The organism is Roseovarius roseus (assembly GCF_043355935.2).
Classification (GTDB): Bacteria; Pseudomonadota; Alphaproteobacteria; order Rhodobacterales; family Rhodobacteraceae; genus Roseovarius; species Roseovarius roseus.
In genome coordinates this window covers 140,753-167,238 of record NZ_JBHFPE020000001.1, presented here as the reverse complement: position 1 = coordinate 167,238, position 26,486 = coordinate 140,753, and the positions used below count along the sequence as shown (strand labels likewise).

Below are 26,486 nucleotides of genomic sequence, written 5' to 3'. Positions count from 1 at the left end.
TTCTCGATGCGCCTTGCCGCCCCTTTCGTCCTGACACTCGCCCTGCTTGCCTGTCTGACCGGCCCGGCGCAGGCTGAGGATATCCGCGCAAGCTATGACGTGCGCCTGCTCGGTCTGCCTGTTGGCAAGATGCGGTTCGCCGCGCGCGAGGAGGCCGGCGCCTACGCGGTCACCGGCGTGTTCGATACCAGCGGCATCGGACGCATTGTCGAGGCCGGGTTCCGCCTGTCCGCCCAGGGTCGCGACAGGCAGGGCCGCCTCACACCGCAGGCCTATGACGAGCGGATCGACACGGGCAGCCGCCAGTCCACGGCCTCGCTGCGCTACAAGGGCGGTGTGCCGCGCATCACCGGGGGCAGCGTCGCCGCCGAGGTCGCTCAGGATCCCGGTGCTCTGGACCCCGCGACCCAGGGCGGCACGGTCGATCCGATGACCGCGCTTTGGGGCGTGCTACGCGACCGGCCCTTGCAGGGGCTTTGCAGCTATGACGTCACCATCTTTGACGGCCAGCGCCGCGCGCGTCTCGCTATGACGGGACGGCGCGATGGTGCCGGGCAGGTCATCTGCACGGGCGCCTATACGCGCCTTGCCGGGTTCTCGGCCTCCGAGATGAAGCGTCAGAGCATTTACCCCTTCGCCGTCACCTACACGCCCACCGGCACGCTGATGCGGGCCCAAGCACTGACGGTGAAGTCCGCCTATGGCACCGCCGAGATGACGCGCGACTAGATGCAAGGTGATCTGCCCATAGACGAGGCGCTGCCGCGCCTTCTGGAGGCCATGCGCGAGGGTGGCCGCGCCGTGCTGCAGGCGGCGCCCGGCGCGGGCAAGACGACGCGTGTGCCGCTGGCGCTGATGGAGGCCGGCCTTACCCCCGGCCGTATCGTCATGCTCGAGCCGCGCCGCCTGGCCGCGCGCGCCGCCGCCGAGCGGATGGCGCAAACGCTGGGCGAGGATGTGGGCAGCACCGTCGGCTACCGCGTTCGCGGCGAGGCGCGCGTGTCGGCTTCTACCCGTATCGAGGTGGTGACCACCGGCATCCTGACCCGGCGAATCCAGTCCGATCCTGAGCTGCAAGGCATCGGCACCGTCATCTTCGACGAATTTCACGAGCGCAGCCTCGATGGAGATCTGGGCCTCGCCCTCTGCCTCGAGATTTCGGGCGCGCTGCGCCCGGATCTGCATTTGCTGGCAATGTCCGCCACTCTGGATGCGGCGCCTGTCGCCGCGCTGATGGGGGATGCGCCCCTCATCACCAGCGAGGGCCGCGCCTACCCGGTTGAGACCCGCTGGCTGGAGCGCCCGCGCCCCAAGGCGCAGCGGCTGGAGGCCGCGTTGGCCGATCTGACCTGCGAGGCGCTGGCCGAGACGGAGGGCGGTGTGCTGATCTTCCTGCCCGGCGAGGGCGAGATCCGCAGGCTGGAGGCGCTGCTGGAGCCGCGCATTGGCGCGGATTGCGTGTTGCGGCCCCTCTTCGGCGCAATGGACTTCAAAGCCCAGCGCGCGGCCATCGCCCCCGCCACGGGCGCGCGCAAGATCGTCCTTGCGACCTCGATTGCAGAGACCTCGCTGACCATCGAAGACGTGCGCGTTGTCATCGATGGCGGCCGCGCCCGGCGGATGCGCTTCGATCCCGGCGCCGGCATGGCCCGCCTCGTGACCGAGCCGGTCAGCCGCGCCGAGGCGACACAGCGGCGGGGCCGCGCGGGCCGCGTGGCGCCGGGCATATGCTACCGCCTCTGGACGCGGGGCGAAGAGGGCGCCCTGCCCGCCTTCCCACCGGCCGAGATCGAGGCGGCGGATCTGGCCCCCCTCGCGCTGGAACTGGCGCTCTGGGGCGCGGCGCCGGAGGCGATGCCCCTGCTGACACAGCCCAACCCGGGCAGCTATGCCGAGGCACAGGCGCTGCTGAGCATGCTGGGCGCACTGGATGAATCTGGGCATATTACCGATCACGGCCGCGCCCTGGCTGCGCTGCCGCTGCACCCGCGCCTTGCGCATATGCTGGCGCTGGCAGGCCCTGAGGCCGCCCCCCTCGCCGCGCTACTGTCCGAGCGTGACCCGCTGCCGCGCAGCGCGCCCGCCGATCTGGCGCTGCGCCTCGCCGCCATCCGCAGGCCCAAGGGGCCGCACCCCCACGCCCCCAGCCGCGCGGTGCTGCAGCGTATCTCGCAAGAGGCACGGCGTCTTGACAGTGCAGCCAAGGCGCCGCAGCATCCCGGCCTCGATGATGCCGAAATGGCCGCCCTCGCCTATCCCGACCGGATCGGCCTGCGCCGGTCAGGCGACGCGCCGCGCTACCTCCTCTCGGGTGGCAAAGGCGCCGTTATGGGCGCCGAGGATCCGCTGGGCAATCAGCGTCTGATCGTCGTCACAGACACTGACGGCAATCCGCGCGAGGCGCGCATACGGCAGGCGATCCCCCTCTCCGAGGCACAGCTACGCAGGCTTTATGCGGATCAGATCGCCTGGCACGACATTTGCGTCTGGTCGCGCCGCGAGGGCCGCGTGACCGCGCGCCAGCAGGAGCGCTATGGCGCGCTCGTCCTCGATGATCGTCAATGGAAGGACGCCCCGCAGGAGCAGATCGCGCGCGCCATGCTGGACGGCGTGCGCGAGATGGGCCTTGTCTGGACGGATGCCGCGCGCCGCTTTGCCGCGCGGGTGGCGCTGGGGCGCGCCAGCGGCATGGACCTGCCGGAGATGAGCGAGGCGGCCCTGATGGACCGGATCGAGGACTGGCTTCTGCCCTTCCTGCAAGGCACGCGGAGCGCGGCGGAGTGGCGCCGATTTGACATCCTGAACGCCCTGCGCGCGCAGTTGGACTATGCGCAGATGCAGGCGCTGGATGCGCTGGCCCCTGCGCATTTCACCACGCCTCTTGGCCGCCAGATCCCCATTGATTACGACACCGACCCGCCCGAAATTCAACTGCGCCTGCAGGAAATGTTCGGCCAGACCACGCATCCGATGGTGGGCAAGACACCGCTGCGCGTCACGCTTCTGTCGCCCGCGCACCGCCCTGTGCAGACGACAATGGATATCCCCGGCTTCTGGGCCAGCTCCTATGCCGATGTGCGGCGCGACATGCGCGGGCGCTATCCGCGCCACCCCTGGCCAGAGGACCCCAGCCAGGCGGACCCCACCTTGCGCGCCAAGCCGCGCAAATAGGGCGCCCCCCTTCATCTTGGCAAAAATACTCAAATCCAGACGGGAAAACTAATCCCACCATGGCCCATGATGCACACCGGGCCGGTCCAGACGCTCAAACCCATGATGACCAAAGAAATCCCGCTGGGCCTGAATGATGTCGGCGGTCCCGCGCCCTTGCCGCATCGTGTCGAACCAGCCGATCGCCGCCCCGAGGGCGGGCGCCGCGTGGCCTGCCGACACCGCGGCCGCCATCACCCGGCGTAGCGCGGGCACAGCGCGCGACAGCCTCGCGGCCATGGCGGGTGCAAGGATCAGCTGACCGCCCGGCATATCGGTGCGGAATGCCTCCGCGATATCGTCCAGCAGGGCCGAGCGGATGATACAGCCCGCCCGCCAGATCTCGGCGATACGAGAGAAATCGAGCGCCCAATCATACTCGCGGCTGGCCGCCTCGAGGATACGGAATCCTTGCGCATAGCAAAGGATTCGCGCGGCCATGAACGCATCGGCCAGAACATCCTCTCCCAGATCGAGCGCGGCGCGCTCCCCGCCAAGGATCGCTTCTGCGGCCACGCGTGTGTCCTTTTCCGACGACCAGCTGCGCGCGGCTACGGCGGCGTCGATCATGCTTGCCGACTGGCCCAGCCGCACAGCTTCGATAACGGTCCAGCGCCCGGTGCCCTTCTGCCCTGCCGCATCCTTGATCACGTCGATCACCGGGTGGCCGGTGACCGGGTCGGCATAGCCCAGCGCCTTGGCAGTGATCTCGGTCAGGTAGGACCTGAGCGGCCCTTCGTTCCAGCGCGCGAATGCGGCGCCGATATCAGCCGGGCTGCGCGCAAGGCCGTAGCGCATGAGGCCGTAGATCTCGGCGATGACCTGCATGTCCGCGTATTCGATGCCATTATGCACCGTCTTGACTAAATGCCCCGCGCCGTCCGGGCCCAGATGCGCGACGCAAGGATCGCCTTCGTAGCGCGCGGCGATGGCGGTCAGGATCGGCTCCAACTGGGTCCAGCTGTGCTCCGTGCCTCCTACCATCATAGAGGGGCCGTGCCGCGCGCCCGCCTCACCGCCAGAGACACCCATGCCTACGAAATGGATGTCCTTCGCGGCGAGATCGGCGCTGCGGCGGCGGGTGGCGTGGAAATCGGCGTTGCCGCCGTCGATGATCGTGTCCCCGGCCATCAGCAGCGGTAGAATCGTCGCGATCATAGCATCCATCGGTGCGCCTGACGGGATCATGAAGAGGATGACGCGTGGCGCGGCGAGGCCAGCCACAAAGCTCTCCAGCGTCTCGTGGGGATGAATGCGGGCCGCCAGTTTGCCCGCCTCGGACATGAAGCCAGGCAGCCAGTCGACCTCGCGATTGGCGACGGCCACGTCAATGCCCTGCTCGGCCATATTAAGCGCCAGCGCGCTGCCCATCGTGCCGAGGCCGTAGATGCCGATGCGTGCTGCTTTGCTCATGCTGCTCCCCTGACGCCCCAGACGCCCCTTGGCGCAGATTAGGCACCCGGCGCTAGGGTTTGCAAGGTGGCGCCCTAAAGGTCGAGGCACCAGCGCATAATGGCCTTTTGCGCGTGCAGGCGGTTTTCGGCCTCGTCGAAGACGACCGAATTGACCCCGTCCATAACGGCGCTCGTCGCCTCCTCCTCGCGGTGGGCGGGCAGGCAATGCATGAAGAGCGCATCGGGCTTGGCCGACGCCATCAGCGCCTCGTTCACCTGGTAGGGGCGCAGCATGTTGTGGCGCCGCTCCTTGGCCGATTGGCTGTCATGCATGCTGACCCAGGTATCGGTGACCACCAGATCGGCGCCCTCGACGGCCTTGTGCGGATCGCGCTCGACCGTGACGCGCGCGCCGGCCTTGCGCGCGAGGCCGATGAATTCCTGCTCCGGCTCCAATTGGACCGGTCCCGTGAAGGTCATATCAAATCCGAACTGCCCCGCCGCATGCAGGAAGGAGGCGCAGACGTTGTTGCCGTCGCCGGACCAGACCACCTTCTTGCCCTTGATCGGGCCGCGATGCTCCTCGTAGGTGAGAATATCGGCCATGATCTGGCAAGGATGGGTGCGGTCGGTGAGGCCGTTGATCACCGGGACATCGGCATAGTCCGCCATCTCGATCAGGACCGACTCGTCGAAGGTGCGGATCATGATGAGATCGACATAGCGGCTGAGTACGCGAGCAGTGTCGGCGATCGTCTCGCCATGGCCCAACTGCATTTCCGAGCCCGAGAGCAGCATGGTCTGCCCGCCCATCTGGCGCACGCCCACATCGAAGCTGACGCGCGTGCGCGTGGAGGGCTTTTCGAAGATCAGCGCGACCATCTGGCCCGCCAGCGGCTGTTCGTCATCGGGTGCGCCGCGCGAGCGCCCGAGCCGGGCCGATTTCATCGCGGCGGCACTGTCGATGATGCTGCGCAGGGCGGCGGGATCAGTTTTATGGATGTCGAGAAAATGGTTCATGGGCTGTCCTGATTGCGGGCGGTGACGGGGGGGGTCCACCCCCCCGGACCCCCGGAGGATATTTTCAGCAAGAAGAAAGGGCTGCCGCGGCCTTGTCGAGGCGGGAGACGGCCTCGGCGATCTCGGCCTCGGTGATGTTGAGCGGGGGCAGCAGGCGCAGGACGTTGTCGGCGGCGGGCACCGTGCAGAGCAGCTGATCGTAGCAGGCGCCGAGTACGTCCGTGTTGGGCGCCTTGCATTTGAGGCCCAGCATGAGACCCGAGCCGCGCACGGCCTCGAAGACATCCGGATGAGCCGCCACCAGCGCCTCGAGCCTTTGGCGCATGAAGCCGGCGCGGGCGCACACGCCTTGCAGGAACTCCTCGGTCGCGATTTCGGCCATCACCGCGTTGCCGACGGCGCAGGCCAGCGGATTGCCCCCGTAGGTGGAGCCATGCGTGCCGGCGACCATGGCGCTGGCCGCATGCTCGGTGGCGAGCACCGCGCCCAGGGGGAAGCCGCCGCCGATGCCCTTGGCGACCATCATGATGTCAGGCTCGACCCCCGCCCATTCATGGGCAAAGAGGCGGCCCGTGCGGCCCATGCCGCATTGCACCTCGTCGAGGATCAGAAGAATGCCATGCTCGTCGCAGAGATCGCGCAGGCCCTTGAGGCATTGATCGGGCAGCGGGCGGATGCCGCCCTCGCCCTGCACGGGCTCGATCAGGATGGCGGCTGTTTTATCGGTGATGGCGGCGTGGAGCGCGTCGTGATCGCCCCAGGCCAGATGGGTGAAACCCGGCAGCAGCGGGCCGAAGCCGTGGGTCATTTTCTCGGATCCGGCGGCCGCGATGCCGGCGGCTGAGCGGCCATGGAACGAGCCCTGGAAGGCAATGATTTCGGTGCGCTCGGGCTGGCCCGCATCGTGGAAATGACGGCGCGCCATCTTGACCGCCAGCTCGCAAGCCTCGGTGCCGGAATTGGTGAAAAAGACGGTATCGGCGAAGGTGGCGGCGACCAGGCGGTCCGCCAGTTCCTCCTGCCCTGGAATGCGGTAGAGGTTGGACGTGTGCCAGAGCGTCTGTGCCTGCTGCGTCAGAGCCTCTACAAGGCGAGGATGCGCATGGCCCAGCGCATTCACCGCGATGCCTGCCCCCAGATCGAGAAAGCGTCGCCCGTCCGCCTCGATCAGCCAGGCGCCCTCGCCCTTCACGAAGCTGAGGGGCGCGCGATTGTAGGTCGGCAGAACGGAGGGGATCATGGCAGTGCTTCCTTTGGGTCAGGCGCCCAGTGGTGCCGCAGCACGCCGCGCCTGTCAACTCGGCCTAGGCCTTGAGCCGGTAGCCGCGCGCGAACATCCAGAGCGCCGCGCCCGCCACTGCGAAGGTTGCGCCCGTCGCCACCACCGCTCCCAGTGCCGGGCTGCTGTCCGAGACGCCCAGCATGGCAAAGCGGACGCCGTCGATAAGGTAGAAGATCGGGTTGAAATGCGTGATCTCGTTCAGCACCGGGGGCAGCGCCTCGACCGAGTAGAACGTGCCAGAAAGGAACGCGAGGGGCGTCACGATGAAATTGGTGATCGCCGCCATCTGGTCGAACTTGTTGGCAAAGATGCCTGCAACGATGCCGACCGCGCCCATGAAGGCCGAGCCGAGGATGACGTAGCCCACAAGCATCAAGGGATGCTGCGGCACGATCCCCTCGAAAAGCATGAGGCCCAGCGCGATGGCGATGGCCACGCAAAGCCCGCGCCCGACGGCGCCGACGAGATAGCCCAGAACCAACTCGGCCGGGCTGAGCGGCGGCATGAGGGTGTCCACGATATTGCCCTGCACCTTGCCGATCACGATGGAGGAGGAGGTGTTGGCGAAGGCGTTCTGGATCACCGTCATCATCAGAATGCCGGGCGCGATGAAATGCGTGAAGGGCACGCCCATGACATCGCCGCGCGTCGGGCCGATGGCGATGGTGAAGATCACCAGGAACAGCGCCGCCGTCGCCAGCGGGGCCAGCAGGGTCTGCGTCCAGACGGCGACGAAGCGCATGATCTCGCGCCAGCACAGCGTGCCAAGGCCCAGCCAGTTCACCGCGCCGAAGCGCCGCGTGCCCATATCGGTGAAATCCTGCATGATCTGCCTCCTCCCATGTCGGCCACAGGCGGCGCCGCATGGCGGCATTCCGGCCCGCGCGGCCTGATTCGACGTCTTGTAACTCACTCGCGAGTGATTAGAATAGGGAACTCGGGAAATTTGCGGGTCTCCGCGCCAGTTGGCGTGCGTCCCAAGGTTAAGGAACGGGCCATCATGTCCTGGAGCGATGAACGCGTCGAGCTGCTGAAGAAAATGTGGGGCGAGGGCCAATCGGCCAGCCAGATCGCCAAGGAATTGGGCGGTGTGACGCGCAATGCCGTGATCGGCAAGGTGCACAGGCTGGGCCTGTCGAACCGCAATGGCGGGGCGGGAAGTACCGCTGCGTCCGGTGTCGGCGCCGCTGAGGCCGGGGCGGCCGAGCCCGCCAAGGCAGCGCCCAAGGCCGCGGCCAAGCCCTCATCGCCCAAGGCAGCCACCAAGCCCGCGGCGGCCAAGCCGGCTGCGAAGGCCGAACCTGCCCCCGCGCCGGAAGAGGAGGAGGCGCCCGCCGCCCCCGTCACCCGGATCAAGCCGATCATCCCGGCGGGCCAGCCCCTGCCGCCGCAGCCTTCGACCAACGAAATCGACCCCAAAGCGCTGGCCAAGGTCAGCGAAGTCGAGAAGAAGGCCAAGAAGCTGTCGCTGATGGAGCTGACATCGCGCACCTGCAAATGGCCCGTCGGCGACCCGGCGACCGATGATTTCTGGTTCTGCGGCCTGCCGGTGCAGGCGGGCAAGCCCTATTGCGAGGCGCATGTGGGCGTCGCGTTCCAGCCGATGAGTTCGCGCCGCGACCGCCGCCGCTGAGGGCCGCGCGCCTCTGATCATAAGAAGCCCCGTCCGATCAGGCGGGGCTTTTTCTTGGGCTGTGGGACGCCTGCGGCGCGCGTATTTCGGCCAAGATGAAACGGACGTCTATTCGAAAAGCTTGAAGAGTTCCTTGACCGCCTGCTCCTTGACGTTGTCTTTCAGTGCATCCTCCACAGACTGGCCCTCCTGCACGGTCACGCCCAGTTCTTTCTCGACGAATTTGTCGATCTCCTTTTCGACCTCCTCGCGGGCCTTTTTCTCAAGCTGTTTGCGCTCTTCCTTGAAATTGAGGTCGATTGCCTTTTCCAGATCGGGCCGGATGCGCGGATTGGACCAGGGGCCGGTTATGCTGACCGGGATGGCAAGGCCGCGGCTGTTTTCGCCCTGAAGGAGCACGGGGGTGAAAAGATAGTCGATGTCACGCGCGCCAAGGCCGATGCGACCCTTGCCCGTTGCGCTTGCCAGCGGCATGGACATTTTCAGATCATCCCCGCGCATGTTGCCGCCCTCGATGGCAAAGCTGGCGCCCATCTCATCAAAGACCGTGGTGCCGCCGCTGCCGTCACCGGTGCGCATCAGCCGGTCAAGATCAAAGCCGGAGATGACCCCGCGCCCGGTCGCAAGGCTGAGATTGCCGCTGAGGCTGTTCATGATCTCGTGGACCGATTGGCCGACGCCGAGAAAATCGAGGCTGGCCGTGCCGGTGGTGGCAAAGCGGGTGATGTCCGCCGCATCTGTCAGCAACCGCTCCATGTCGATGCCGCGCGCGGTCAGATCCCCCCCGACCGACAGGCCCGAGCGGTTGTTGGCCACCACCTGCCCCGTGACGCTACCCCCATACCCCTCGAGCTGATCCAGCCGCGCCACGGCGCGGGCAGCATCGATGGTCAGCTGGATATCCGCGCTTCCGAAGTTGAATTGGCCCAAATCGAGGCTGCTGGCCGTCAAGGCGATATCCGCATCGGCAAGGCCAAGCGCGCTGGCATCTATGGGCGCGCGGGACCAGACCTCATCAACGGCTGGCCCGGGAGCGGGCGTGCCCGTGGCGGTCCCACCGCTGTCGTCGGCGGAGAGCGCACTGAGATCCAGCGCGCCCGCATTCAGCCGCGCCGTGATGCGCGGGCGCGCGCCATTGGTCACAAGGTCAAGCGCGCCGGTCAGGGTGTTGCCGCCAAGGCCCAACGTCATGTCGCGCAGCGAGACGCGCAGGTCTTCGGTCACGTTCAGTTGCGCTTGGGCAGTCACCTCGCGGCCCAGCCCCCGGGGCAGATCGGCGGGAGGCAGGCCCAGCGCGGTCATGAAGCGCGCCGTGCTGCCGATATCCGCGGTAAGCCGCGCATCCAGTTGCGGCGCCGCGCTGGCCCGGCCATCAAGGCTGAGCGTGCCGCCATCGGTCGAAACCGTCATCCTGAGCGGCGAGACCCCGCCTTCGAGCAGCGGACCGAGCTGATCGATTTGGCCCGCGATTTGCACATCCTGCTGCGCCGGGCGCAGCACCAGATCGAATGTCGCCTCGCCGCTGTAACTCGGCCAGCGCAGGTCCAGATCGACGCCGGACATCTCCTGCCGGGTGCCGGAGCGCGCATCGATATAGGTCACGGATGCGTCGGTGATCAGCGCGCGGTCCAAGGTCAGGGCCAAGGCGCGCGATTGCGCTTCGGGGGTGGCGGTCCCGTCGCCCTGCCCGGTCGACGCGACGCCGTCGATGCCAATCTCCCAGTTGCCGCGCCCGTTCTTGTCCCGCTCAATCACGATGCGCGGGCGCGCGACCTCAAGGCCGGTGATGCGCACCTCGCCGCCGATGAGGGCGATGGGATCGACGCCCACCTTGAGGCTGTCCGCCGTCAGCATCGGCCCGCCCGACGCCCAACCCGCGGTGGCGATGGTCGTCTTGCCGGTGCTGATGCCGAGGACGGGATAGAAGCTGACCGAGGTCTCGCCCGTCATCGTGACCTCGCGGCCCGTCATCGTGCTGATCCGCTCGGCGGCAATGCGCGCGATCCGCTCGCCCGGCAGAAAGAAAAGCGCGCCGAGAGCGAGGATCGCCGCGATGAGGACAAAGCCGAGAACCTTTACCAGAAATTTCATATGCCGCCTCATTATCATGGCGTCCAAGCCGCCCTTTTGCCTGCCAGCTTAGGCGCGACGCCGCCCACCGGCAATAGTTTGCCCCTTTTGCCGCGCCGCCGCCTCGTCTATATGCCGCGCATGAGCACCAATCCCCCAGACCTGCGCCCCGACCTTGCCCGCGCCCGCCTCATCCCCGCCCCCCGGCGCGAGGGGCAGCCGCATATCGGCATGGTGTCGCTGGGCTGTCCCAAGGCGCTGGTCGACAGCGAGCGCATCCTCACGCGCCTGCGCGCCGAGGGCTATGGCATCTCGCCCGATTATACCGGGGCGGATGCCGTCATCGTGAACACCTGCGGATTTCTGGACAGCGCCAAGGCCGAAAGCCTTGCCGCCATTGGCGAGGCGCTGGCCGAAAATGGCCGCGTGATCGTCACCGGGTGCCTCGGAGCCGAGCCGGAATACATCACCGGCGCGCATCCCAGCGTCATGGCCGTGACCGGCCCGCACCAGTACGAGCAGGTGCTGGACGCCGTGCATGCCGCCGTGCCCCCCCGGCCCGATCCCTACATAGATCTGCTGCCCGCTTCCGGCGTCAGCCTGACGCCAAGGCACTACTCTTATCTAAAGATTTCAGAGGGCTGCAATCACAAGTGCAAGTTCTGCATCATCCCCGACATGCGCGGCCGCCTCGTCTCGCGCCCGGCCCATGCGGTGTTGCGCGAGGCTGAAAAGCTGGTCGAGAATGGTGTGAAAGAGCTTTTGGTGATCAGCCAGGATACCTCGGCCTACGGCGTCGATATCAAGCATGCCGAAGAGCGGGGTCACCGCGCGCATATCACGGATCTGGCGCGTGATCTGGGCAGTCTGGGCGCGTGGGTGCGGCTGCATTATGTCTATCCCTATCCGCATGTGCGCAACCTCATTCCGCTGATGGCCGAGGGGCTGGTCCTGCCTTACCTCGATATCCCCTTCCAGCACGCGCATCCCGATGTGTTGCGCCGCATGGCGCGGCCCGCCGCTGCCGCCAGGACGCTGGACGAGATCGCGGCATGGCGCGATATCTGCCCCGACATCACCCTGCGCAGCACCTTCATCGTCGGCTATCCCGGCGAGACGGAGGCCGAATTCCAGACGCTGATCGATTGGCTGGACGAGGCGCAGCTGGATCGAGTGGGCTGTTTTCAGTATGAGAACGTGGCCGGCGCGCGCTCGAACGACCTGCCGGATCATGTGCCGGATGAGGTCAAGCAAGAGCGTTGGAATCGCTTTATGGAAAAAGCGCAGGCTATATCGGTTAAAAAACTGGCCACAAAAGTTGGATCTGTGCAAGACGTGATCATCGATGACATCGACGAGGACGGGATTGCCACCTGCCGCACCAAGGCGGACGCGCCCGAAATCGACGGCAATCTTTTCATCGACGAGGGCACCGAGGATCTCAGTGTCGGCGACATCGTGCGCGTCGAAGTGGACGAGGCGGGAGAGTATGACCTCTGGGGCGCGCTGGCCCGCGGGCCAGCTTGAAACCTTTTGGCGTTTGATCACGTTGATGCTGGCGCGCCTCTCAAGCGCCTTCAGGATTTCTTAAGTTCAATCCCCTAGCGTGAAAGGCATGAGTACAATGTCTTATCCTTCCTACACACGTAACGAGCGGCTGGCAGACGGCGCCGTGCACATCATCGGTTTCGCGCTCGCGCTCGGGGCGGTGGTCTGGCTTCTGAGCCGAATGCCGCAAGAGGTGGGTATGGGCCAGTGGACCGCGCTTGCCATCTATTCCGCGGCACTTCTCATCATGCTGGGAGCCTCAGGAGCCTATCACATTCTCGCAGACACGATCGCGCGTCCGGTCTTGCGACGCCTCGATCATGCAGCCATTTACGTCAAGATCGCCGGCACCTTTACGCCGCTTGCGGTGCTTCTTGGTACCGGCTTTGGCTATATCATTCTGGGCATCGTCTGGGCGCTGGCCCTTGTGGGCGCGGCGCTCAAGCTGATGACAGGGCGCGGGCGCATGCACACGGCGTTCTGGCCCTATCTCGCGCTTGGCTGGATGGGATTGATCCTGTTCGTGCCCCTGATCGGGCTTCTGCCGCGGTTCAGCCTCGGCCTGATTTTGGCGGGCGGCCTGCTGTATAGTGCTGGTATCGCCTTTTATGCGTGGGAAAAGCTGCGCTATTCCAACGCGATCTGGCATGGATTCGTGCTGGTCGCGTCGGGCTGCTTCTTTGGCGGCATCGCCTCAGGAATGCAGATGCTGCCGTAAGGGCGCGCGTCCAGCCTAGCGCGCATAGGCTGCCAGCCATTCATCCACGCAGGTTTGCACATGGCGAAACCGATCACCGCCCAGATGCTTCCCGCCATACCAGCGCGTCACGACCAGAATGTACCCGGTCAGTCCTTCCCGCTCGAGCATGCGCACGATCACCATGCCCGCGCCGGCCTCGCCGTCATCGCCTTTGAGTGGCGTGCCATCCGGCAGGATAACAGCCCAGGTGTTATGGGTTGCCTTGGCGAATTTCTTGTCGCGCTTGAGGTCTTTCAGGAAGGCGTCGGCCTCCTCGCGCGAGGCGGCAGGGCCACCGGATACCGCGTATTTCGATCCCCGGTCGCTTACCACGCCCGTCAGTTGCCACATGCGCCGTGAAGACACGCCCCGGCTCACAGCCCGGCGTTGACGCGCCTCACCGTGTCGATCCGCTGCGCATTGGGCGGGTGCGTCCCGAGGAAGCGGTCGCCCGGATCGGCAATCTGCGTAAAGAAAGCGGCGCCGCGCACCGGATCATACCCGGCCCGCTTCGTGATGACGGTGCCCAGCGCATCGGCCTCCAGCTCGTAATCCTTGGAATAGGTGCGCGCGCCCAAGCCTGCCCCCAGATCGGTCGCATTCTGAACCGTGCTCTGCCCCGCGCCGGTGATTGCCGCAAGACCGCCCAGAAGGACCGCACCCGCCATGGCATTGCTGCGCTGTCGGTCGAGATGTCCGGCGATGTGATGCGCGGCTTCATGGCCCATGACGAAGGCCAGTTCGTCGCGGTTGCGCACCTCGGCGATCAGCGCGAGGTTGAAGGCGAGGATCGGCCGCCCCTGCTTGTCCACCGTCTGAAAGGCGTTGGCTGGCTGGCCGGGGCGATCGTCGACAACGATGCGGAAATCGCAGTTGAGGTTGCGGGTGCGCGCATTGCACTCGCGCTCGGCCACAGGCTCGACCGCGGCAACGACCGCCTCGAACTGTGACAGCTTGGCGGATGTCGCCCTAGCCGGCGGCTTTTGTGCCGGCGCGGTGATTTGACCTGAGGGCGCACGGGTCGCGGGTGGCGGCGCGCCGCACGCGGCCAGTGCCAGCACGCAGAGCAAGGTTAACTTTCGCATAGGGGGCCTCCGGGCAGTGTCGTTTTTTTTCCAGCTTATCGGCGCGCAGGGGCAAGGGCCAGTGCCATTGCTCATCGCTTGCAACGCACCGCCGATCCCGCCAGTCTGAGGTCAGAAATCGCTGCAGGAGCCGGGCCAGATGTTTTCCATCGAGCATGAATTTGATGCCACCGTCGTGACCCTCGTGGATGAGGGCATGGCGCCGCTGCAGGAGGACGTGGTGATCGAAGCCTTCGAGGAATGCATCGTGATCCGCCAGTTCGACCCGCGCCTGAACGAGATCCGCGACATCACCCTGTCGATGACGCAGCTGCGCGATCTGGCGGCGGCGCTGAACCTGCCCGAAGGCGTCTATACCCAGCCGCCCTTGACCCCGCCGGGTGGCCGACCGACATAGGGGCATATCCCCAAGAGCCGGAGCCACATCATGCCGACACCCCGCCCCGACGTGCTGGATTTTCTGGCAACCCGCCGCTCGCGCCCGGCCAAGACGCTGGGCCTGCCGGTGCCGGACTGCGCCGCGCTGATGCCGATGCTGGAAATGGCCGCGCGCACGCCCGATCATGGCAAGCTCGAGCCGTGGCGCTTTGTCGTGCTTGAGCGTGCGGCGCTCTTGCGTCTGGCCAAAGCTATTCCAACGCTGCCAGCCGCGCTTGACTCGGAGGCCATAGAGAAGGCGCAAAAGCAGTTCACGGACGCACATCTGGCGGTCGCCGTGATCGAGGTGCAGCGACCCTCGCCCAAGATCCCGGCCATCGAGCAGACCTATTCTGCCGGGGCCGTTTGCCTTGCGCTGCTGAATGCCGCCCTCGCCTCGGGCTGGGGGGCCAACTGGCTCAGCGGCTGGGCCAGCCATGACCGCGCCTTTGCCGAAGGCCAATTGGGACTCGCACCGCATGAGCGGATTGCCGGTCTGATCCATATCGGCACCGAGACGAGCGTCCCGCCCGAGCGGCCAAGGCCCGATATGCGCGCCATCACCACATGGATTTCCGAATGATTCTCACCAGTTTTTCCAAGGCCTTGGCGCAGATGGGCGATCCACGCTTTCGCCGGGTGCTGATCCTGGGCGTGGCGCTGACGGTGGCGCTGCTCTTTGCAGTCTATGCACTTGTCCTCATCCTCATCTCATGGCTCACCGGCGACGCCGTCAGCCTGCCCCTCGTGGGCGAGGTGCGCTGGGTCGACGATCTTCTTGGCTGGAGCAGCCTTCTGGCTATGATGGTGATGTCGATCTTCCTGATGGTTCCCGTCGCCTCGGCCATCACGTCGCTTTTCCTCGATGACGTGGCTGCAGCGGTCGAGGCGCGGCACTATCCCGCCCTGCCCCCGGTGAAGCCGATGGGCTGGATGGACGCGCTGCGCGACACGGCCGGGTTTCTTGGGGTGCTGATCGGCGCCAATATCCTCGCGCTGATCCTTTATATCGCGCTGCCCTTCGGCGCCTTTGCCATCTTCTGGGGCTTGAACGGCTATCTGCTGGGTCGCGAGTATTTTCAGCTGGCCGCAATGCGCCGCCTGGGGCGCGCGGGGGCGCAGGATTTGCGCCGCCGCCACTGGCTGAGGATCTGGGGAGCAGGCGTGCTCATGGCGATTCCGCTATCGGTGCCGCTGGTCAATCTGCTGATCCCGATCCTCGGGGCGGCGACCTTTACCCACCTAGTCCACGCCCTTCGACCGGACCCGGTCCGAACCGATTGAAAAGGTCGATATCGTCCATTGAGATCAAGCCTGACAAGATGACATAGGCAATAGCTGCCCAGATGACGAAGGCAACGCCAGTGGTGATCAACGCCTTTTTCTTCAGGTCATGCCGCTCGGGCGAGCCGTGATGCGTGCCCGGCACCGTCTTGCCGGCCTCGCCTTGGGTTTGCAGGCGGATCGGGATGGCGACGAAGAACGTCATGAACCAGATCACCGCATAGAGAACCAGACCGGAGACGGGGCCCATCAGACTTCCTCCAGCTCGATGAGGCAGCCGTTGAAATCCTTGGGATGCAGGAACAGGACCGGCTTGCCATGCGCGCCAATCTTGGGCGTGCCATCGCCCAGCACCCGCGCGCCCGAGGCGGTCAGTTGCTGCTGCGCGGCGGCGATATCCTCAACCTCGTAGCAGATGTGATGAATGCCGCCCGCTGGGTTCTTGTCCAGAAAGCCGCGAATCGGGCTGGCGTCGCCGAAGGGATAGAGAAGTTCGATCTTGGTATTGGGCAATTCGATGAAAACGACCGTGACGCCGTGATCCGGCTCGTCCTGCGGCGCGCCCACATTCGCGCCCAGCGCATCGCTATATTGCGCAATGGCAGCATCAAGGTCGGGCACGGCGATGGCCACGTGATTGAGACGTCCGATCATGTCTGCTCCTTTAATTCATGGCTCTGGCGCGGTGATTGTCCGCTTTATGAGGCGTGCGCGCACCAAGGGCAAGTGGCGCGGCGTCGCAGGTCTGCGGCCCTCGCGCACAGCCCGGCAGTTTTGCGAGCCGCGTTAACCCCGCGTTAGCCAAGTCTGCTTAACGCTGATGTCATGGATGCTGCCAACAAAGGATGAAACCGATGGACGATCTGCCCGCACTGACCCCGATTCCCTGCCCCACCGCGGCACGCCCCCTGCTGGGCATGACGGTTCTGGTGGTCGAAGACAGCCTTTATGCCTGCGACGCGCTGCGCCTGATGTGCCTCCATTCGGGCGCACGAATCCGGCGGGCCGATTGCCTGCGCTCGGCGCGGCGGCATTTGCAGGTTTATCGCCCCTCGGCGGTCATCATCGACCTGGGACTGCCGGACGGGTCTGGTCTCGACCTCATCACAGAGCTGGCGGCGGCCGCCCCGCGGGTGACCTCGATCATCGCCACCAGCGGCAATGACGGCGGTGAGGATGTCGCGATGGCCGCAGGTGCGGACGGGTTCCTGGCCAAGCCGCTGAGCAATCTGGGCATTTTCCAGCAGACCATCCTCGCCACCCTGCCCGGAGACCGCCAGCCGAGCGGGCCGCGAGTTTTGCGCGACGAGTTGGTGCATCCCGATCCGCTGGCCTACCGAGACGACATGCTGCACGTCTCGAACCTTCTGGACGAGCATTCCGAGGGGCCGGTGCTGGACTATGTCGCGCAGTTTCTGGGCGGCGTTGCGAAGTCGGCCGATGACGGGCAATTGGCTCAGGCCGCGCTTGAACTGGGCACACAGCGGCGCGGCGGCGCGGCGCTTCACGCGCGGGTCGCTCAGGTCGCCGGGCTGGTGCAGGAACGCCTGAGCCAGCGAGTGGCAATGTAGCGCCGAGCCGTTATCCGCCGCGTGCCAGCCGCGCGGCGCCGCGCTATCATTCGGATGATATGGACCGGTCGGCCCGGCCATCCTGCGGAGCGCGATATGCCATTCGATCCCGAAACGGCAGACATCCGGTTCGGATGCGGGCTTGGCCCCGGCCTGGCCCCGCCGTCTTCGGTGAGCGAGATGATGGACCGCCTGCGCGGCCCTGATCGCGCCAAGGCCGACTTTCCCATCCCCGAAACGTCCGCCTATATGGACTGGATGCGCCAGGTGCGGGCGGCCCGAAAGGCGCGCCGCAAAGCCAAAGGCGATGACGCGCATCGGGAGGCGAAACGCGCCTACCGCAAGATGAGGCGCCGCAGCCGGGCTGATGCCGCAGGCTGGACCGGCCAGATGCTGCTGAGGCGCGCCCGCACCGAGGATGGTCTGCGCGAGCGGCTGACCGCCTTCTGGGCCGATCATTTCACGGCCCGCGGCGTCGGATTTGTCTGGCCCCAGGCCCATTTGCCCTATGTCGAAACGGCCATTCGCCCGCATGTTGCGGGCCGATTTGGCGACATGCTGCGCGCCGTCAGCCAAGAGCCGCTGATGCTGACCTATCTCGACCAGGCTGTCTCGGTGGGGCCGAACAGCGCGGTGGCGCCGGAAAAGGGACGCGGAGGTCTGAATGAAAACTTGGCGCGCGAGATGCTGGAGCTGCACACGCTCGGCGGGGGCGGGCCTTATGATCAGGGCGATGTCGCGGCGCTGGCACGTCTACTGACGGGCCTCAGCTTCAAGCTGCGGGACGGCTTTGCCTACCGACCGGATCTGGCCGAGCCGGGGCCACATGTCCTCTTGGGCCAGAGTTTTGGCGGCGGCGCTCCCGAGGCGGTACATCTGCACGCCGCGCTGGACATGCTGGCCACCCATCCCGCCACGGCGCGGCATCTGGCGCGCAAGATGGCGGTGCATTTCGTTGCCGACGCACCGGATGCGGCAATGGTCGATGAAATGGCCACCGCTTTTCTGGAAACCGGCGGAGATCTTGCCGCCATGACCCTAGCCATGCTGGAGCATCCCGCGGCGTGGGCTGCGCCCCGGCAGAACGTCAAGTCGCCGGTCGATTTCATCGGCTCGGCCTTGCGCGCGCTGGATCTGGTGCCCGCACATATTCCCACGGGCGACGCCAAGCTGATGAACCGACTATTCCTCACCCCCCTGCAACTCATGGGGCAGCCGTACGGGGCGCCGCCCGGCCCGGACGGCTGGCCCGAAGCGGATGCCGACTGGATCACGCCGCAGCGCCTTGCCGCGCGGCTGAACTGGGCGATGAGCGTGCCTTTCCGGCTGCGCCGCACCCTGCCGGACCCGCAAGAATTCGCGCGCGCCGCCCTTGGCAGCAAACTGCCCAGCGCCGTAAAGGATGCCGCAGCCCGCGCCGAAACCCGCGCCGAGGGGATCGGCCTTGTCCTAGCCTCCCCTGCCTTTCAGAGGGTCTGATCCAATGTCCAGCCTCACCCGCCGCCAATTCCTCAGCCGCACCGCCGCGATCGGATGCTCGCTCGCCGCCGCGCCGCTTGTCACGCCAGTCACACTGGCCAGCGCGCCGGGCGATGCGCGCCTCGTCGTGATCATCCTGCGCGGCGGGCTGGACGGACTGGACGTACTGCCCCCCTTGGGCGATCCCGATTTCGCGGCGCTGAGGCCCCATCACGCGGCGACGCACCTCGATGGATTCTACGGTCTCCACCCCGCGCTGGATCCGCTGAGGCCCCTTTGGGACAAGGGCGCACTCGCCTTCGCTCATGCGGTGTCCACGCCCTACCGCGACGCGCGCAGCCATTTCGACGGGCAGGATCTGCTGGAAGCGGGCACTGGGATGGACGCGCTGGGGCGGCTGCGCAATGGCTGGCTCAACCGCCTTCTGGCGCAGATGCCGGGCGCATTGGCCCGGACCGCCTATTCCGTCGGGCGCGGTGACATGTTGCTGATGCGCGGCGATGCACCGGTGGCAAACTGGTCGCCCGACGCTGCCCTCATCCTCAGCCCGCAGGCCGAGCGGCTGCTGGAGGAGATCCTGCACGACGACCCGCTCTTTCGCGAAGCGGCCGCCGAGGCGATCGACCTTTCGCGCGGTGGCGACGCGATGGCAGCCACCACCGCCGACATGATGAGCGCTAACACGGCCCCCGCCGCGCGCCCCGACGCCATTGCCGAGTTTGCCGCCGCGCGCCTGCGCGAGGACGCGCGGATCGCAGCCTTCTCGCTCACTGGCTTTGACACCCACGCCAACCAACATCGCACACTGGCCCGCGCACTGACCCGGTTGACCAGCGCCATCACGGCGCTGCAGACCGGCCTCGGCCCCGTGTGGCAGCGCACGGCGGTCGTCGCCATCACCGAATTCGGGCGCACCGCGCGGCTGAACGGATCAGGCGGCACGGATCACGGCACGGCAGGCGCGATGATCATGGCCGGGGGCGCGCTGCAGGGCGGGCGCGTTGTGGCGGACTGGCCCGGCCTGTCGGAGACGGCGCTCTATCAACGGCGGGATCTGCGCCCGACACGCGATCTACGCGCGCATCTGGCCTGGATCATCCGCAGCCTCTACGGTACCGACATCGCAGCGCTCGAACGCGATATCTTTCCGGGGCTCGACATGGGCGCCGATCCACTGCTCATCCTCTAGATTCCGCTTCCTTTGGGCGGCGCCCGCCCTATGATCGCCCCGTCAGAGGAGCATAGCAGAGCATGAGCGACACACGTCCGCGCGGCCGGGAGATCAAAGGATGGACCGCGCCGCCGAGGCCCGGGAACATGACCCTCACCGGCCGTCATGTCCGGCTGGAGCCGCTGGATGCCGAGACGCATGCCGCGCTCCTCTTTGCCGCCTATGACGGCCATGACGAGGTGTGGGATTACATGCCCGTAGGTCCGTTCGCCTCGTCGGCGCAGTTCCACCGCTGGATACGCGATATCACGGCCTCGCCGGATTTCGTGTTCTTTGCCATCTACGACACCGCGCGCGAGGCCTATGGCGGCATCGCGTCTTTCCTGCGGATCAAACCCGAGGCCGGCTCGATCGAGGTGGGCTATATCGCAATGGCCCCGCAATTGCAGCGCACGATCGCCGCGACTGAGGCGATGTATCTGATGATGCAATGGGCGTTTGAGGCCGGATATCGGCGCTATGAATGGAAATGCGACGCGCTGAACACGCCGTCGCGACGCGCAGCGCAGCGGCTGGGCCTCAGCTATGAGGGGATTTTCCGTCAGGCGACCGTGGTCAAGGGCCGCAACCGCGACACCGCCTGGTTCGCCGCTATTGACGCCGAATGGCCAGCGCTGGATGAGGCATTTCGCCTCTGGCTGGATCCGTCGAATTTCGATGACGCAGGCGTGCAGCGCTCGCCCCTGAGCGAGCTCACCCGGCTGGTCCGCGTGACAAGCGATCCCGCGCAAAAGGGCTGAGCGCCGGAACCCGGCCCGGTCTGAGGCGTTTCTGCAAGAAATGCAGAAGGAGTGCAGCCATGACCGATATCTATTCCGCGATCAAAGCCGACCACGATCATCACCGCGAATTACTTGAGAAAATCGCCGACACCTCCGGCGCGTCAGAGGCCCGCAAGGAAGCGTGGGAAGAGTTCTATTCAGATGTCAAAAGCCACGGCGCCGCCGAGGAAGAGACGTTTTATTCCAAGCTGATTTCCAAGACATGGGGCCAGGATTCTGCCCGCCACTCGGTGCATGAGCATCAGCAGATCGACGATCTGCTGGAAGAGCTGCGCGAAATGGACATGTCCGAAGGCGCGTGGATGCAGAAGTTCAAGAAGCTACGCCACGATTACGAGCATCACATCGACGAGGAAGAAGAAGAGGTCTTTGCCCGCGCCCGCGAGGTCATCGCCGAGGACGAGATCAAGGGATATGGCGAGCGCTTCCAGAACCGCAAGGAGGAGGAGCGCAAGCTGATCGCGAAAAAGCGCGAGGACAGTCTGGAGGACTGACCCCGCGCTTCGGCGCTACTTGCCCTGCGGGATCACCCGCAGGCCAAGTTCCATCAGTTGATCGGAGGTGGGCGCGCTGGGGGCGTTCATCATCAGATCCTCGGCACGCTGGTTCATCGGGAACATGATGACCTCGCGAATATTCGCCTCATCCGCAAGCAGCATCACGATCCGGTCGATGCCCGCCGCGCAGCCCCCGTGGGGCGGCGCGCCGTATTGGAACGCCTGCACCAGCCCGCCAAAGCGGCTATGCACCTCGGCCTCGTCATAGCCGGCCTTCTCGAAGGCCGCGATCATAACGTCGAGCCGGTGATTCCGGATCGCGCCCGAGACCAGTTCGTATCCGTTGCACGCCAGATCATACTGATATCCCAGAACTTTCAGAGGATCGCCCTGCAGCGCCTCCAGCCCGCCCTGCGGCATCGAGAACGGATTGTGCGAGAAGTCGATCTTGCCCGTCTCCTCGTCGGCCTCGTACATCGGGAAATCGACAATCCAGGCAAAGGCAAAGCGGTTTTCGTCTGTCAGACCCAGCTCATTGCCGATCTCGACCCGCGCCTTGCCGGCGACACGCTCGAAGCTGGCGGGCTTGCCGCCGAGGAAGAAGGCCGCGTCGCCCTCGCGCAGACCCAGTTGCTGGCGGATCGCCTCGGTGCGCTCGGGGCCGATATTCTTGGCGAGGGGGCCGGCGGCTTCCATGCCGTCATCGCCCTTGCGCCAGAAGATATAACCCATCCCCGGTAGGCCCTCTTTCTGCGCAAACGCATTCATGCGGTCGCAGAACTTGCGGCTGCCGCCACCGGGCGCGGGGATGGCGCGGATCTGCGTGCCTTCCTGCTCCAGCAGCTTGGCAAAGATGGCAAAGCCCGAGCCTTCGAAATGCTGGGAGACGACCTGCATCTTGATCGGGTTGCGCAGGTCGGGCTTGTCGGTGCCATACCAGAGCGCGGCGTCGGCATAGCTGATCTGCGGCCAGACGCTGTCGACGGCGCGGCCACCGCCGAATTCCTCGAAGATGCCCTGGATAACGGGCTGGATCTTGTCGAACACGTCCTGCTGCTCGACAAAGCTCATCTCGAGATCGAGCTGGTAGAAATCCGTGGGCGAGCGATCGGCGCGCGGATCTTCGTCGCGGAAGCAGGGCGCGATCTGGAAATACTTGTCAAAGCCCGAGACCATGATCAGCTGCTTGAAGAGCTGCGGCGCCTGCGGCAGCGCATAAAATTTGCCAGGGTGGAGACGCGACGGCACCAGAAAGTCGCGCGCGCCTTCGGGGCTGGACGCAGTGATGATCGGCGTCTGATACTCGCGAAAGCTCGCGTCCCACATGCGGCGGCGCATGGAGGCGACGACATCGCTGCGCAGCGTCATGTTGCGCTGCATCGCCTCGCGGCGCAGGTCCAGATAGCGGTGCTTCAGCCGCGTCTCCTCGGGGTACTCCTGATCGCCAAAGACCATCAGCGGCAGTTCTTTGGACGCGCCCAGCACCTCGATCTCGCGGATGAAAACCTCGATCTCGCCGGTCGGCAGCTTGGGGTTCACCAGCGCCTCGTCGCGGGCCTTGACCGTGCCGTCGATGCGGATGCACCATTCGCTGCGCACCGCGTCAACGGCGGCGAAGGCAGGGCTGTCAGGATCGCAGATCAGCTGCGTCATGCCGTAATGATCGCGCAGATCGACAAAGAGGACGCCGCCGTGATCGCGGATGCGGTGGACCCAACCCGAAAGGCGCACTGTGTCGCCAACATTGCTTTTCGTCAATTCGGCGCAGGTGTGGCTGCGGTAAGCGTGCATTCGGATCATCCTCTTTGGCGGTTCTGACGCGCGGCGCGGCAGGCTGGTCTGGCGTTGGGCCGATACACATGGCCCGGGCGGCAAAGTCAAGAGGCGCAGCCCCGTGCGCGTTCCTCTGCCACTTTTGAAAGCGCGGTATTTACAAGATGACATGTTCGCGCAAACATGGATGACGCAAGGGAAACCTTTCGGGATGCCAGTGCATTAACCCCATGCCCGCCGCGCGGGTGAACGCAGCGCCCCGGATCGAACCCGAAGTGAGAGGGGAGAGATATGTGGAGCAACGCCCTTCACCGTTTCTTGACACAGCTGGTCCAGCAGGGCCGCCTCAGCGTGACCTACCCGTCCGGCGACGTGCATGTCTATCAAGGCGAGAGGCCCGGCCCCGAGGTGGCCATAACCCTGCATGATCCCACCCTGCCCCGACGCATCCTGCTATCGCCCGAGATGGCCGTGAGCGAGGCCTATGTCGATCAGCGGCTAACCATCGAGGGGGACGATCTGGAGGGGTTCCTGCGTCTTACCATCGGCAACATGGCCGAGCTGGGCGGGACGTGCGCCCAACGGCCCATGCAGGCGCTGCGCTATCTGGGGCGGCGGGTTGCGCAGTTCAATCCCGTGGGACGCGCGAGGGCGAATGTCGCGCATCACTATGACCTGTCGGGCGAGCTCTATGATCTCTTTCTTGACGAGGATCGCCAGTATTCCTGTGCCTATTTCCCGCGCCCGAACATGACGCTGGACGAGGCGCAGGAGGCCAAGAAAGCGCATATCGCCCGCAAGCTGCTGCTGGAGCCGGGGATGCGCGTTCTGGACATCGGCTGTGGCTGGGGCGGCATGGGCCTGACGCTGGCCCGGGATTTCGACGCCGAAGTGGTGGGCGTCACCCTCAGCGAAGAGCAGCACCGTGTCGCCCGGCAGCGTGCTAGCGATGCGGGACTGGAGGGCCAGGTGGATTTCCGGCTGGTGGATTACCGCGACGTTGAAGGCCAGTTCGACCGCATCGTCTCGGTCGGCATGTTCGAGCATGTGGGCGTGCCGCATTACCGCGAGTATTTCAGCAAGATCCGCTCTCTTCTGCCGCAGGATGGTGTGGCGCTGGTCCACACGATCGGCCGGGCCAAACCGCCGGGGACGACCAGCCCGTGGATAGACAAATACATCTTTCCCGGCGGCTATGTTCCGGCCCTGTCCGAGATGTCGCGCGCGGTGGAGATTGCGGGCCTCATCCCCGCCGATGTCGAGGTCTGGCGCCTGCACTACGCCGAAACGCTGCGCCATTGGTATGACCGCTTCATGCGCAATCTCGACAAGGCGCGCGCGCTCTATGACGAGCGGTTCTGCAGGATGTGGCGCTTTTACCTGCTGGCAAGCGAGTTTACCTTTCGGCTGAACCGGCAGGTGGTGTTCCAGATGCAGCTTGCGCGCGCGCAAGAGGCGGTCCCGCTGACCCGCGATTATCTCTACGGGCATAACTGAAGTGCTTTCGGCCCGGTTACCGCGGGCTCTTGCGCACTCTCCAGACACGCAGATCGGCCAAGGTCTTGGCTGTAGCGATGAGGACCAGCGCGCAAAGCGCTGTTTTGCTTACCACTTCCATCGTGCCGTCGATCAACATCGCATGGACCACACTGCCCGAGACGATGACCACGGCCAGCGCGCCATGCGCTCCGAGCCAGAACCGCCAGCGCAGGCGTAACCGCTTGCGCAGGGCGGCCAGAAGAGCCGTCGCAAAGAGCGCCCACATGGCGATCACGCCCCAGTCCGAGAACGGCGTCGGAGAGGTGAAAAGAAGCGCATCAACGACATCCGGCGGGCTGGTAATCCAAAGCCCGATCACGTGGATAATGACCGCTGCCAGCAGCGATACGCCGATCCAGCGGTGGATGCGCCCTTCGCGAAACACGGTCAGTCCGGGCAGATAACCACCCGCCAAAAGCGGCTGGAGCAGCAGCAAGGCAAGCGCAACCACGCCTGCGAAGCCCGCCGCGATATAGATCGGCTGGCGCCATGCCAGTAGCGGGCTGACAGCGGCCAAAGCCAGAGGCGCGGCGATAACGATGACCAGCGTGCCCCATGCCAAGGCCTTTCGCGGCCCGATATCGCGCAAGTGGCGCACCCTGCCCCGCCCGCGATCAGGCCGAGCGGAGAACGAAATGCGCCTCGAGGCTGGTCGCCGAGGGGTCAGGCATCACCGGGCGCAGGAACACGGTCTGGAACGCGTCGTCATCATAGGCAAGATGGCCATGCGCCTGCCCGAAGGCCGGCACGATCTGCGGCATTTCCAGGCGGAACCTCCCGTTCTCATCGGTCAAGGTGGCGCCATGGCTGTGCGGATCGCGCTCATGCCCCTCGGTCGTGTGGGCCCAGATCTGGATGCGTTGCCCGGGCAGCGGGGCGCCATCGCCCGCGCGCCGCACGGTGCCCGTCATCCAAAAGCCGCCGCCGCCAATGCGCTCGACGATCGGGGCGCCGGGGCGGTAATTATTGGCGCCGCCCTGCATCGTGGGCGTGGCCACCACGCCTTCGGCCCGGACGGGCGACGCAAGGCCCGAAAGCCCGGCCACGGCCATCGCGCTGCCGGTGGTGATCAGGGTGCGGCGGGTGAGCGATAGTGTCGTCATGAGAAAGCCTCCTTACCCGAACGCGGCCTGCCTCATCGAAGCCGCGCCACTTTCAACGAAGTATAGGGCATTTCCGGGCGTGTTCTAAGCATATCGGAGGCCGGGCCGATCAAGACTTCCCACTTTTGCGTGAGCACGCCGCCGGACCGCTGCGGCAAGGTTGGGCCAGCACCCTTGGGGAGGAGGTAAGGATGCTGGCACCTGCGCCGACGGCACCTGCTAGGCACCGACGTCGCTCGTGCTGGACTGCTCTGGGAGGAGTTAGAGCCAACACTTTCTCGGAAGGGCCACTCGCAGTTCGCCGCAAGTGGCCAAAATCATCTCAGCCGCCTGTGTGGCGTCCCTTCGCGGCGGGGTCGTCCCCCATCAGGCTTTCCGCATATTTCGGGATGTCGGACCGCGCAATGCCGATTGCGGCCAGTTGTCGGTCGTTCATCTCGGCCAGGACCTTGGTCACGCGGCTGAGTTGCACGGTCCACATGAAGGACATCGTCCAGCGCATCGCGCCCGCGCCGGTGCGGGCCATGACGGCGCCCAAAGCGCAGCTCCATTCAGGTATCCGCAAAGCGGAGGCGGTGGGACGGCGCAGCTCTGCTGCGCCCCGTTTGATGCTAATGGCCATGTGCTGTCTCCCATGTCAGGCGTTTGATGTGATCGCGGGGGATTTCGAGGTCACGAAGCTCGCAGACGCGCAGCAGCGAGAGTTTCCCGGTCCTCCGGCAATACCGCTGCCGATGCGCCACTGCGTTTCGGACTTTGCCCAATTTCTGAGCAAACGGCGCGATTGCACCGCCAAAACCGTCGCCGAGATTTCGATTTGAATATGTGT

General features: G+C 65.7%; 27 protein-coding genes. 14 read left to right on the top strand and 13 right to left on the bottom strand.

Translation table 11 applies throughout. The features are described from left to right. Nucleotides 1-6 precede the first annotated feature (6 nt). Nucleotides 7-729 (top strand): DUF3108 domain-containing protein, encoded by a 723-nt coding sequence (locus ACEWPL_RS00890; RefSeq protein WP_393935082.1) that lies wholly within the window; start codon nucleotides 7-9, stop codon nucleotides 727-729. Then, nucleotides 730-3,171 carry an ATP-dependent helicase HrpB gene (gene hrpB / locus ACEWPL_RS00885; protein WP_393935083.1) on the top strand — a complete coding sequence of 814 codons (2,442 nt, stop codon included), beginning with the start codon at nucleotides 730-732 and terminating at the stop codon, nucleotides 3,169-3,171. A 48-nt stretch (nucleotides 3,172-3,219) separates the two neighbouring features. Here hrpB and gndA read toward each other — a convergent pair whose 3' ends face one another. From gndA to ACEWPL_RS00865, 4 genes are all read right to left on the bottom strand, one after another. Continuing rightward, nucleotides 3,220-4,623, bottom strand: coding sequence for an NADP-dependent phosphogluconate dehydrogenase (gene gndA, locus ACEWPL_RS00880; RefSeq protein WP_393935084.1), 1,404 nt, complete (start codon nucleotides 4,621-4,623; stop codon nucleotides 3,220-3,222). Between the two features lie 74 nt (nucleotides 4,624-4,697). Continuing rightward, nucleotides 4,698-5,624, bottom strand: coding sequence for an ornithine carbamoyltransferase (argF, locus tag ACEWPL_RS00875; protein WP_393935086.1), 927 nt, complete (start codon nucleotides 5,622-5,624; stop codon nucleotides 4,698-4,700). Nucleotides 5,625-5,688: 64 nt separating this feature from the next. After that, nucleotides 5,689-6,864 carry an aspartate aminotransferase family protein gene (locus ACEWPL_RS00870; RefSeq protein ID WP_393935088.1) on the bottom strand — a complete coding sequence of 392 codons (1,176 nt, stop codon included), beginning with the start codon at nucleotides 6,862-6,864 and terminating at the stop codon, nucleotides 5,689-5,691. 64 nt (nucleotides 6,865-6,928) lie between these two features. Next, a complete protein-coding gene (locus tag ACEWPL_RS00865) occupies nucleotides 6,929-7,732 on the bottom strand; it encodes an ABC transporter permease (protein ID WP_393935090.1) in 804 nt (267 codons plus the stop codon). 174 nt (nucleotides 7,733-7,906) lie between these two features. Here ACEWPL_RS00865 and ACEWPL_RS00860 point away from each other — a divergent pair, with 174 nt between their 5' ends. Next, nucleotides 7,907-8,539: a GcrA family cell cycle regulator gene (locus ACEWPL_RS00860; protein WP_393935091.1), complete on the top strand. Its 633-nt coding sequence runs from the start codon at nucleotides 7,907-7,909 to the stop codon at nucleotides 8,537-8,539. Nucleotides 8,540-8,647: 108 nt separating this feature from the next. Here ACEWPL_RS00860 and ACEWPL_RS00855 read toward each other — a convergent pair whose 3' ends face one another. After that, nucleotides 8,648-10,630 carry an AsmA family protein gene (locus tag ACEWPL_RS00855; RefSeq protein WP_393935092.1) on the bottom strand — a complete coding sequence of 661 codons (1,983 nt, stop codon included), beginning with the start codon at nucleotides 10,628-10,630 and terminating at the stop codon, nucleotides 8,648-8,650. Nucleotides 10,631-10,750: 120 nt separating this feature from the next. On the opposite strand from ACEWPL_RS00855, the gene rimO reads away from it, so the two are divergent. Together rimO and trhA are read left to right on the top strand one after the other, a co-directional pair. Then, on the top strand, nucleotides 10,751-12,136 hold the full coding sequence (gene rimO, locus ACEWPL_RS00850) for a 30S ribosomal protein S12 methylthiotransferase RimO (RefSeq protein ID WP_393935094.1): 1,386 nt from the start codon (nucleotides 10,751-10,753) through the stop codon (nucleotides 12,134-12,136). Nucleotides 12,137-12,233: 97 nt separating this feature from the next. Next, on the top strand, nucleotides 12,234-12,875 hold the full coding sequence (trhA, locus tag ACEWPL_RS00845; RefSeq protein WP_393935096.1) for a PAQR family membrane homeostasis protein TrhA: 642 nt from the start codon (nucleotides 12,234-12,236) through the stop codon (nucleotides 12,873-12,875). 15 nt (nucleotides 12,876-12,890) lie between these two features. On the opposite strand, the gene ACEWPL_RS00840 is transcribed toward trhA, so the two are convergent. Next, nucleotides 12,891-13,247 carry a YigZ family protein gene (locus ACEWPL_RS00840; protein WP_393935396.1) on the bottom strand — a complete coding sequence of 119 codons (357 nt, stop codon included), beginning with the start codon at nucleotides 13,245-13,247 and terminating at the stop codon, nucleotides 12,891-12,893. Nucleotides 13,248-13,270: 23 nt separating this feature from the next. Continuing rightward, nucleotides 13,271-13,981 (bottom strand): M48 family metallopeptidase, encoded by a 711-nt coding sequence (locus tag ACEWPL_RS00835; protein WP_393935098.1) that lies wholly within the window; start codon nucleotides 13,979-13,981, stop codon nucleotides 13,271-13,273. A 139-nt stretch (nucleotides 13,982-14,120) separates the two neighbouring features. Between ACEWPL_RS00835 and ACEWPL_RS00830 the strand changes: the two genes are divergently transcribed. Genes ACEWPL_RS00830 through ACEWPL_RS00820 form a run of 3 tightly spaced genes read left to right on the top strand, consistent with a single transcriptional unit; the run spans nucleotide 14,121 to nucleotide 15,682 of the window. Further along, nucleotides 14,121-14,378, top strand: a complete 258-nt coding sequence (locus ACEWPL_RS00830; RefSeq protein WP_393935100.1) for a hypothetical protein — start codon at nucleotides 14,121-14,123, stop codon at nucleotides 14,376-14,378. A 30-nt stretch (nucleotides 14,379-14,408) separates the two neighbouring features. After that, nucleotides 14,409-14,981, top strand: a complete 573-nt coding sequence (locus tag ACEWPL_RS00825) for a nitroreductase family protein (protein WP_393935102.1) — start codon at nucleotides 14,409-14,411, stop codon at nucleotides 14,979-14,981. After that, nucleotides 14,978-15,682, top strand: a complete 705-nt coding sequence (locus ACEWPL_RS00820; RefSeq protein WP_393935103.1) for an EI24 domain-containing protein — start codon at nucleotides 14,978-14,980, stop codon at nucleotides 15,680-15,682. The genes ACEWPL_RS00825 and ACEWPL_RS00820 overlap by 4 nt, the downstream gene beginning before the upstream one ends. Here ACEWPL_RS00820 and ACEWPL_RS00815 read toward each other — a convergent pair. Together ACEWPL_RS00815 and mce are read right to left on the bottom strand one after the other, a co-directional pair. Continuing rightward, a complete protein-coding gene (locus tag ACEWPL_RS00815) occupies nucleotides 15,633-15,932 on the bottom strand; it encodes a DUF1467 family protein (RefSeq protein ID WP_393935104.1) in 300 nt (99 codons plus the stop codon). The genes ACEWPL_RS00820 and ACEWPL_RS00815 overlap by 50 nt on opposite strands. Beyond that, nucleotides 15,932-16,336 (bottom strand): methylmalonyl-CoA epimerase, encoded by a 405-nt coding sequence (gene mce / locus ACEWPL_RS00810; protein WP_393935105.1) that lies wholly within the window; start codon nucleotides 16,334-16,336, stop codon nucleotides 15,932-15,934. The genes ACEWPL_RS00815 and mce overlap by 1 nt, the downstream gene beginning before the upstream one ends. Before the next feature lie 200 nt (nucleotides 16,337-16,536). Between mce and ACEWPL_RS00805 the strand changes: the two genes are divergently transcribed. The 5 genes from ACEWPL_RS00805 to ACEWPL_RS00785 all read left to right on the top strand — a co-directional run bounded on the left by ACEWPL_RS00805 (nucleotide 16,537) and on the right by ACEWPL_RS00785 (nucleotide 21,239). Then, on the top strand, nucleotides 16,537-17,253 hold the full coding sequence (locus ACEWPL_RS00805) for a response regulator (RefSeq protein WP_393935106.1): 717 nt from the start codon (nucleotides 16,537-16,539) through the stop codon (nucleotides 17,251-17,253). Nucleotides 17,254-17,349: 96 nt separating this feature from the next. Beyond that, on the top strand, nucleotides 17,350-18,732 hold the full coding sequence (locus tag ACEWPL_RS00800) for a DUF1800 domain-containing protein (RefSeq protein ID WP_393935108.1): 1,383 nt from the start codon (nucleotides 17,350-17,352) through the stop codon (nucleotides 18,730-18,732). 4 nt (nucleotides 18,733-18,736) lie between these two features. After that, nucleotides 18,737-19,921 (top strand): DUF1501 domain-containing protein, encoded by a 1,185-nt coding sequence (locus tag ACEWPL_RS00795; RefSeq protein WP_393935109.1) that lies wholly within the window; start codon nucleotides 18,737-18,739, stop codon nucleotides 19,919-19,921. Between the two features lie 62 nt (nucleotides 19,922-19,983). Continuing rightward, nucleotides 19,984-20,703, top strand: a complete 720-nt coding sequence (locus tag ACEWPL_RS00790) for a GNAT family N-acetyltransferase (RefSeq protein ID WP_393935111.1) — start codon at nucleotides 19,984-19,986, stop codon at nucleotides 20,701-20,703. A gap of 59 nt (nucleotides 20,704-20,762) precedes the next feature. Further along, nucleotides 20,763-21,239 (top strand): hemerythrin domain-containing protein, encoded by a 477-nt coding sequence (locus ACEWPL_RS00785; RefSeq protein ID WP_393935113.1) that lies wholly within the window; start codon nucleotides 20,763-20,765, stop codon nucleotides 21,237-21,239. A 15-nt stretch (nucleotides 21,240-21,254) separates the two neighbouring features. Here the strand turns inward: ACEWPL_RS00785 and aspS are convergent, their stop codons facing one another. Beyond that, the gene (aspS, locus tag ACEWPL_RS00780; protein ID WP_393935114.1) at nucleotides 21,255-23,033 is read right to left on the bottom strand and encodes an aspartate--tRNA ligase; all 1,779 of its coding nucleotides are present in this window, start codon (nucleotides 23,031-23,033) and stop codon (nucleotides 21,255-21,257) included. A 273-nt stretch (nucleotides 23,034-23,306) separates the two neighbouring features. On the opposite strand from aspS, the gene ACEWPL_RS00775 reads away from it, so the two are divergent. Next, entirely contained in the window at nucleotides 23,307-24,512 is a 1,206-nt protein-coding gene (locus ACEWPL_RS00775; RefSeq protein WP_393935115.1) for a class I SAM-dependent methyltransferase, read from the top strand. Nucleotides 24,513-24,528: 16 nt separating this feature from the next. On the opposite strand, the gene ACEWPL_RS00770 is transcribed toward ACEWPL_RS00775, so the two are convergent. The 3 genes from ACEWPL_RS00770 to ACEWPL_RS00760 all read right to left on the bottom strand — a co-directional run bounded on the left by ACEWPL_RS00770 (nucleotide 24,529) and on the right by ACEWPL_RS00760 (nucleotide 26,279). Beyond that, the gene (locus tag ACEWPL_RS00770; RefSeq protein ID WP_393935116.1) at nucleotides 24,529-25,143 is read right to left on the bottom strand and encodes a ferric reductase-like transmembrane domain-containing protein; all 615 of its coding nucleotides are present in this window, start codon (nucleotides 25,141-25,143) and stop codon (nucleotides 24,529-24,531) included. A gap of 25 nt (nucleotides 25,144-25,168) precedes the next feature. After that, complete coding sequence (locus tag ACEWPL_RS00765) at nucleotides 25,169-25,657, bottom strand: peptidase associated/transthyretin-like domain-containing protein (RefSeq protein ID WP_393935118.1); 489 nt, start codon at nucleotides 25,655-25,657, stop codon at nucleotides 25,169-25,171. A gap of 322 nt (nucleotides 25,658-25,979) precedes the next feature. After that, entirely contained in the window at nucleotides 25,980-26,279 is a 300-nt protein-coding gene (locus ACEWPL_RS00760) for a DUF1127 domain-containing protein (RefSeq protein ID WP_393935119.1), read from the bottom strand. Nucleotides 26,280-26,486 lie beyond the last annotated feature (207 nt).

Excerpts from the sequence above, each read along its gene's own strand:
- ACEWPL_RS00800 (WP_393935108.1), top strand. The coding sequence starts at position 17,350 with ATGCCATTCGATCCCGAAACGGCAGACATCCGGTTCGGATGCGGGCTT.
- hrpB (WP_393935083.1), top strand. The coding sequence starts at position 730 with ATGCAAGGTGATCTGCCCATAGACGAGGCGCTGCCGCGCCTTCTGGAG.
- ACEWPL_RS00805 (WP_393935106.1), top strand. The coding sequence starts at position 16,537 with ATGGACGATCTGCCCGCACTGACCCCGATTCCCTGCCCCACCGCGGCA.
- ACEWPL_RS00860 (WP_393935091.1), top strand. The coding sequence starts at position 7,907 with ATGTCCTGGAGCGATGAACGCGTCGAGCTGCTGAAGAAAATGTGGGGC.
- ACEWPL_RS00760 (WP_393935119.1), bottom strand. The coding sequence starts at position 26,279 with ATGGCCATTAGCATCAAACGGGGCGCAGCAGAGCTGCGCCGTCCCACC.
- ACEWPL_RS00765 (WP_393935118.1), bottom strand. The coding sequence starts at position 25,657 with ATGACGACACTATCGCTCACCCGCCGCACCCTGATCACCACCGGCAGC.
- ACEWPL_RS00825 (WP_393935102.1), top strand. The coding sequence starts at position 14,409 with ATGCCGACACCCCGCCCCGACGTGCTGGATTTTCTGGCAACCCGCCGC.
- gndA (WP_393935084.1), bottom strand. The coding sequence starts at position 4,623 with ATGAGCAAAGCAGCACGCATCGGCATCTACGGCCTCGGCACGATGGGC.
- ACEWPL_RS00815 (WP_393935104.1), bottom strand. The coding sequence starts at position 15,932 with ATGGGCCCCGTCTCCGGTCTGGTTCTCTATGCGGTGATCTGGTTCATG.
- ACEWPL_RS00840 (WP_393935396.1), bottom strand. The coding sequence starts at position 13,247 with ATGTGGCAACTGACGGGCGTGGTAAGCGACCGGGGATCGAAATACGCG.
- ACEWPL_RS00855 (WP_393935092.1), bottom strand. The coding sequence starts at position 10,630 with ATGAAATTTCTGGTAAAGGTTCTCGGCTTTGTCCTCATCGCGGCGATC.
- ACEWPL_RS00820 (WP_393935103.1), top strand. The coding sequence starts at position 14,978 with ATGATTCTCACCAGTTTTTCCAAGGCCTTGGCGCAGATGGGCGATCCA.
- mce (WP_393935105.1), bottom strand. The coding sequence starts at position 16,336 with ATGATCGGACGTCTCAATCACGTGGCCATCGCCGTGCCCGACCTTGAT.
- trhA (WP_393935096.1), top strand. The coding sequence starts at position 12,234 with ATGTCTTATCCTTCCTACACACGTAACGAGCGGCTGGCAGACGGCGCC.
- argF (WP_393935086.1), bottom strand. The coding sequence starts at position 5,624 with ATGAACCATTTTCTCGACATCCATAAAACTGATCCCGCCGCCCTGCGC.
- ACEWPL_RS00785 (WP_393935113.1), top strand. The coding sequence starts at position 20,763 with ATGACCGATATCTATTCCGCGATCAAAGCCGACCACGATCATCACCGC.
- ACEWPL_RS00865 (WP_393935090.1), bottom strand. The coding sequence starts at position 7,732 with ATGCAGGATTTCACCGATATGGGCACGCGGCGCTTCGGCGCGGTGAAC.
- ACEWPL_RS00890 (WP_393935082.1), top strand. The coding sequence starts at position 7 with ATGCGCCTTGCCGCCCCTTTCGTCCTGACACTCGCCCTGCTTGCCTGT.
- ACEWPL_RS00795 (WP_393935109.1), top strand. The coding sequence starts at position 18,737 with ATGTCCAGCCTCACCCGCCGCCAATTCCTCAGCCGCACCGCCGCGATC.
- rimO (WP_393935094.1), top strand. The coding sequence starts at position 10,751 with ATGAGCACCAATCCCCCAGACCTGCGCCCCGACCTTGCCCGCGCCCGC.
- ACEWPL_RS00870 (WP_393935088.1), bottom strand. The coding sequence starts at position 6,864 with ATGATCCCCTCCGTTCTGCCGACCTACAATCGCGCGCCCCTCAGCTTC.
- ACEWPL_RS00790 (WP_393935111.1), top strand. The coding sequence starts at position 19,984 with ATGAGCGACACACGTCCGCGCGGCCGGGAGATCAAAGGATGGACCGCG.
- ACEWPL_RS00775 (WP_393935115.1), top strand. The coding sequence starts at position 23,307 with ATGTGGAGCAACGCCCTTCACCGTTTCTTGACACAGCTGGTCCAGCAG.
- ACEWPL_RS00830 (WP_393935100.1), top strand. The coding sequence starts at position 14,121 with ATGTTTTCCATCGAGCATGAATTTGATGCCACCGTCGTGACCCTCGTG.
- aspS (WP_393935114.1), bottom strand. The coding sequence starts at position 23,033 with ATGCACGCTTACCGCAGCCACACCTGCGCCGAATTGACGAAAAGCAAT.
- ACEWPL_RS00835 (WP_393935098.1), bottom strand. The coding sequence starts at position 13,981 with ATGCGAAAGTTAACCTTGCTCTGCGTGCTGGCACTGGCCGCGTGCGGC.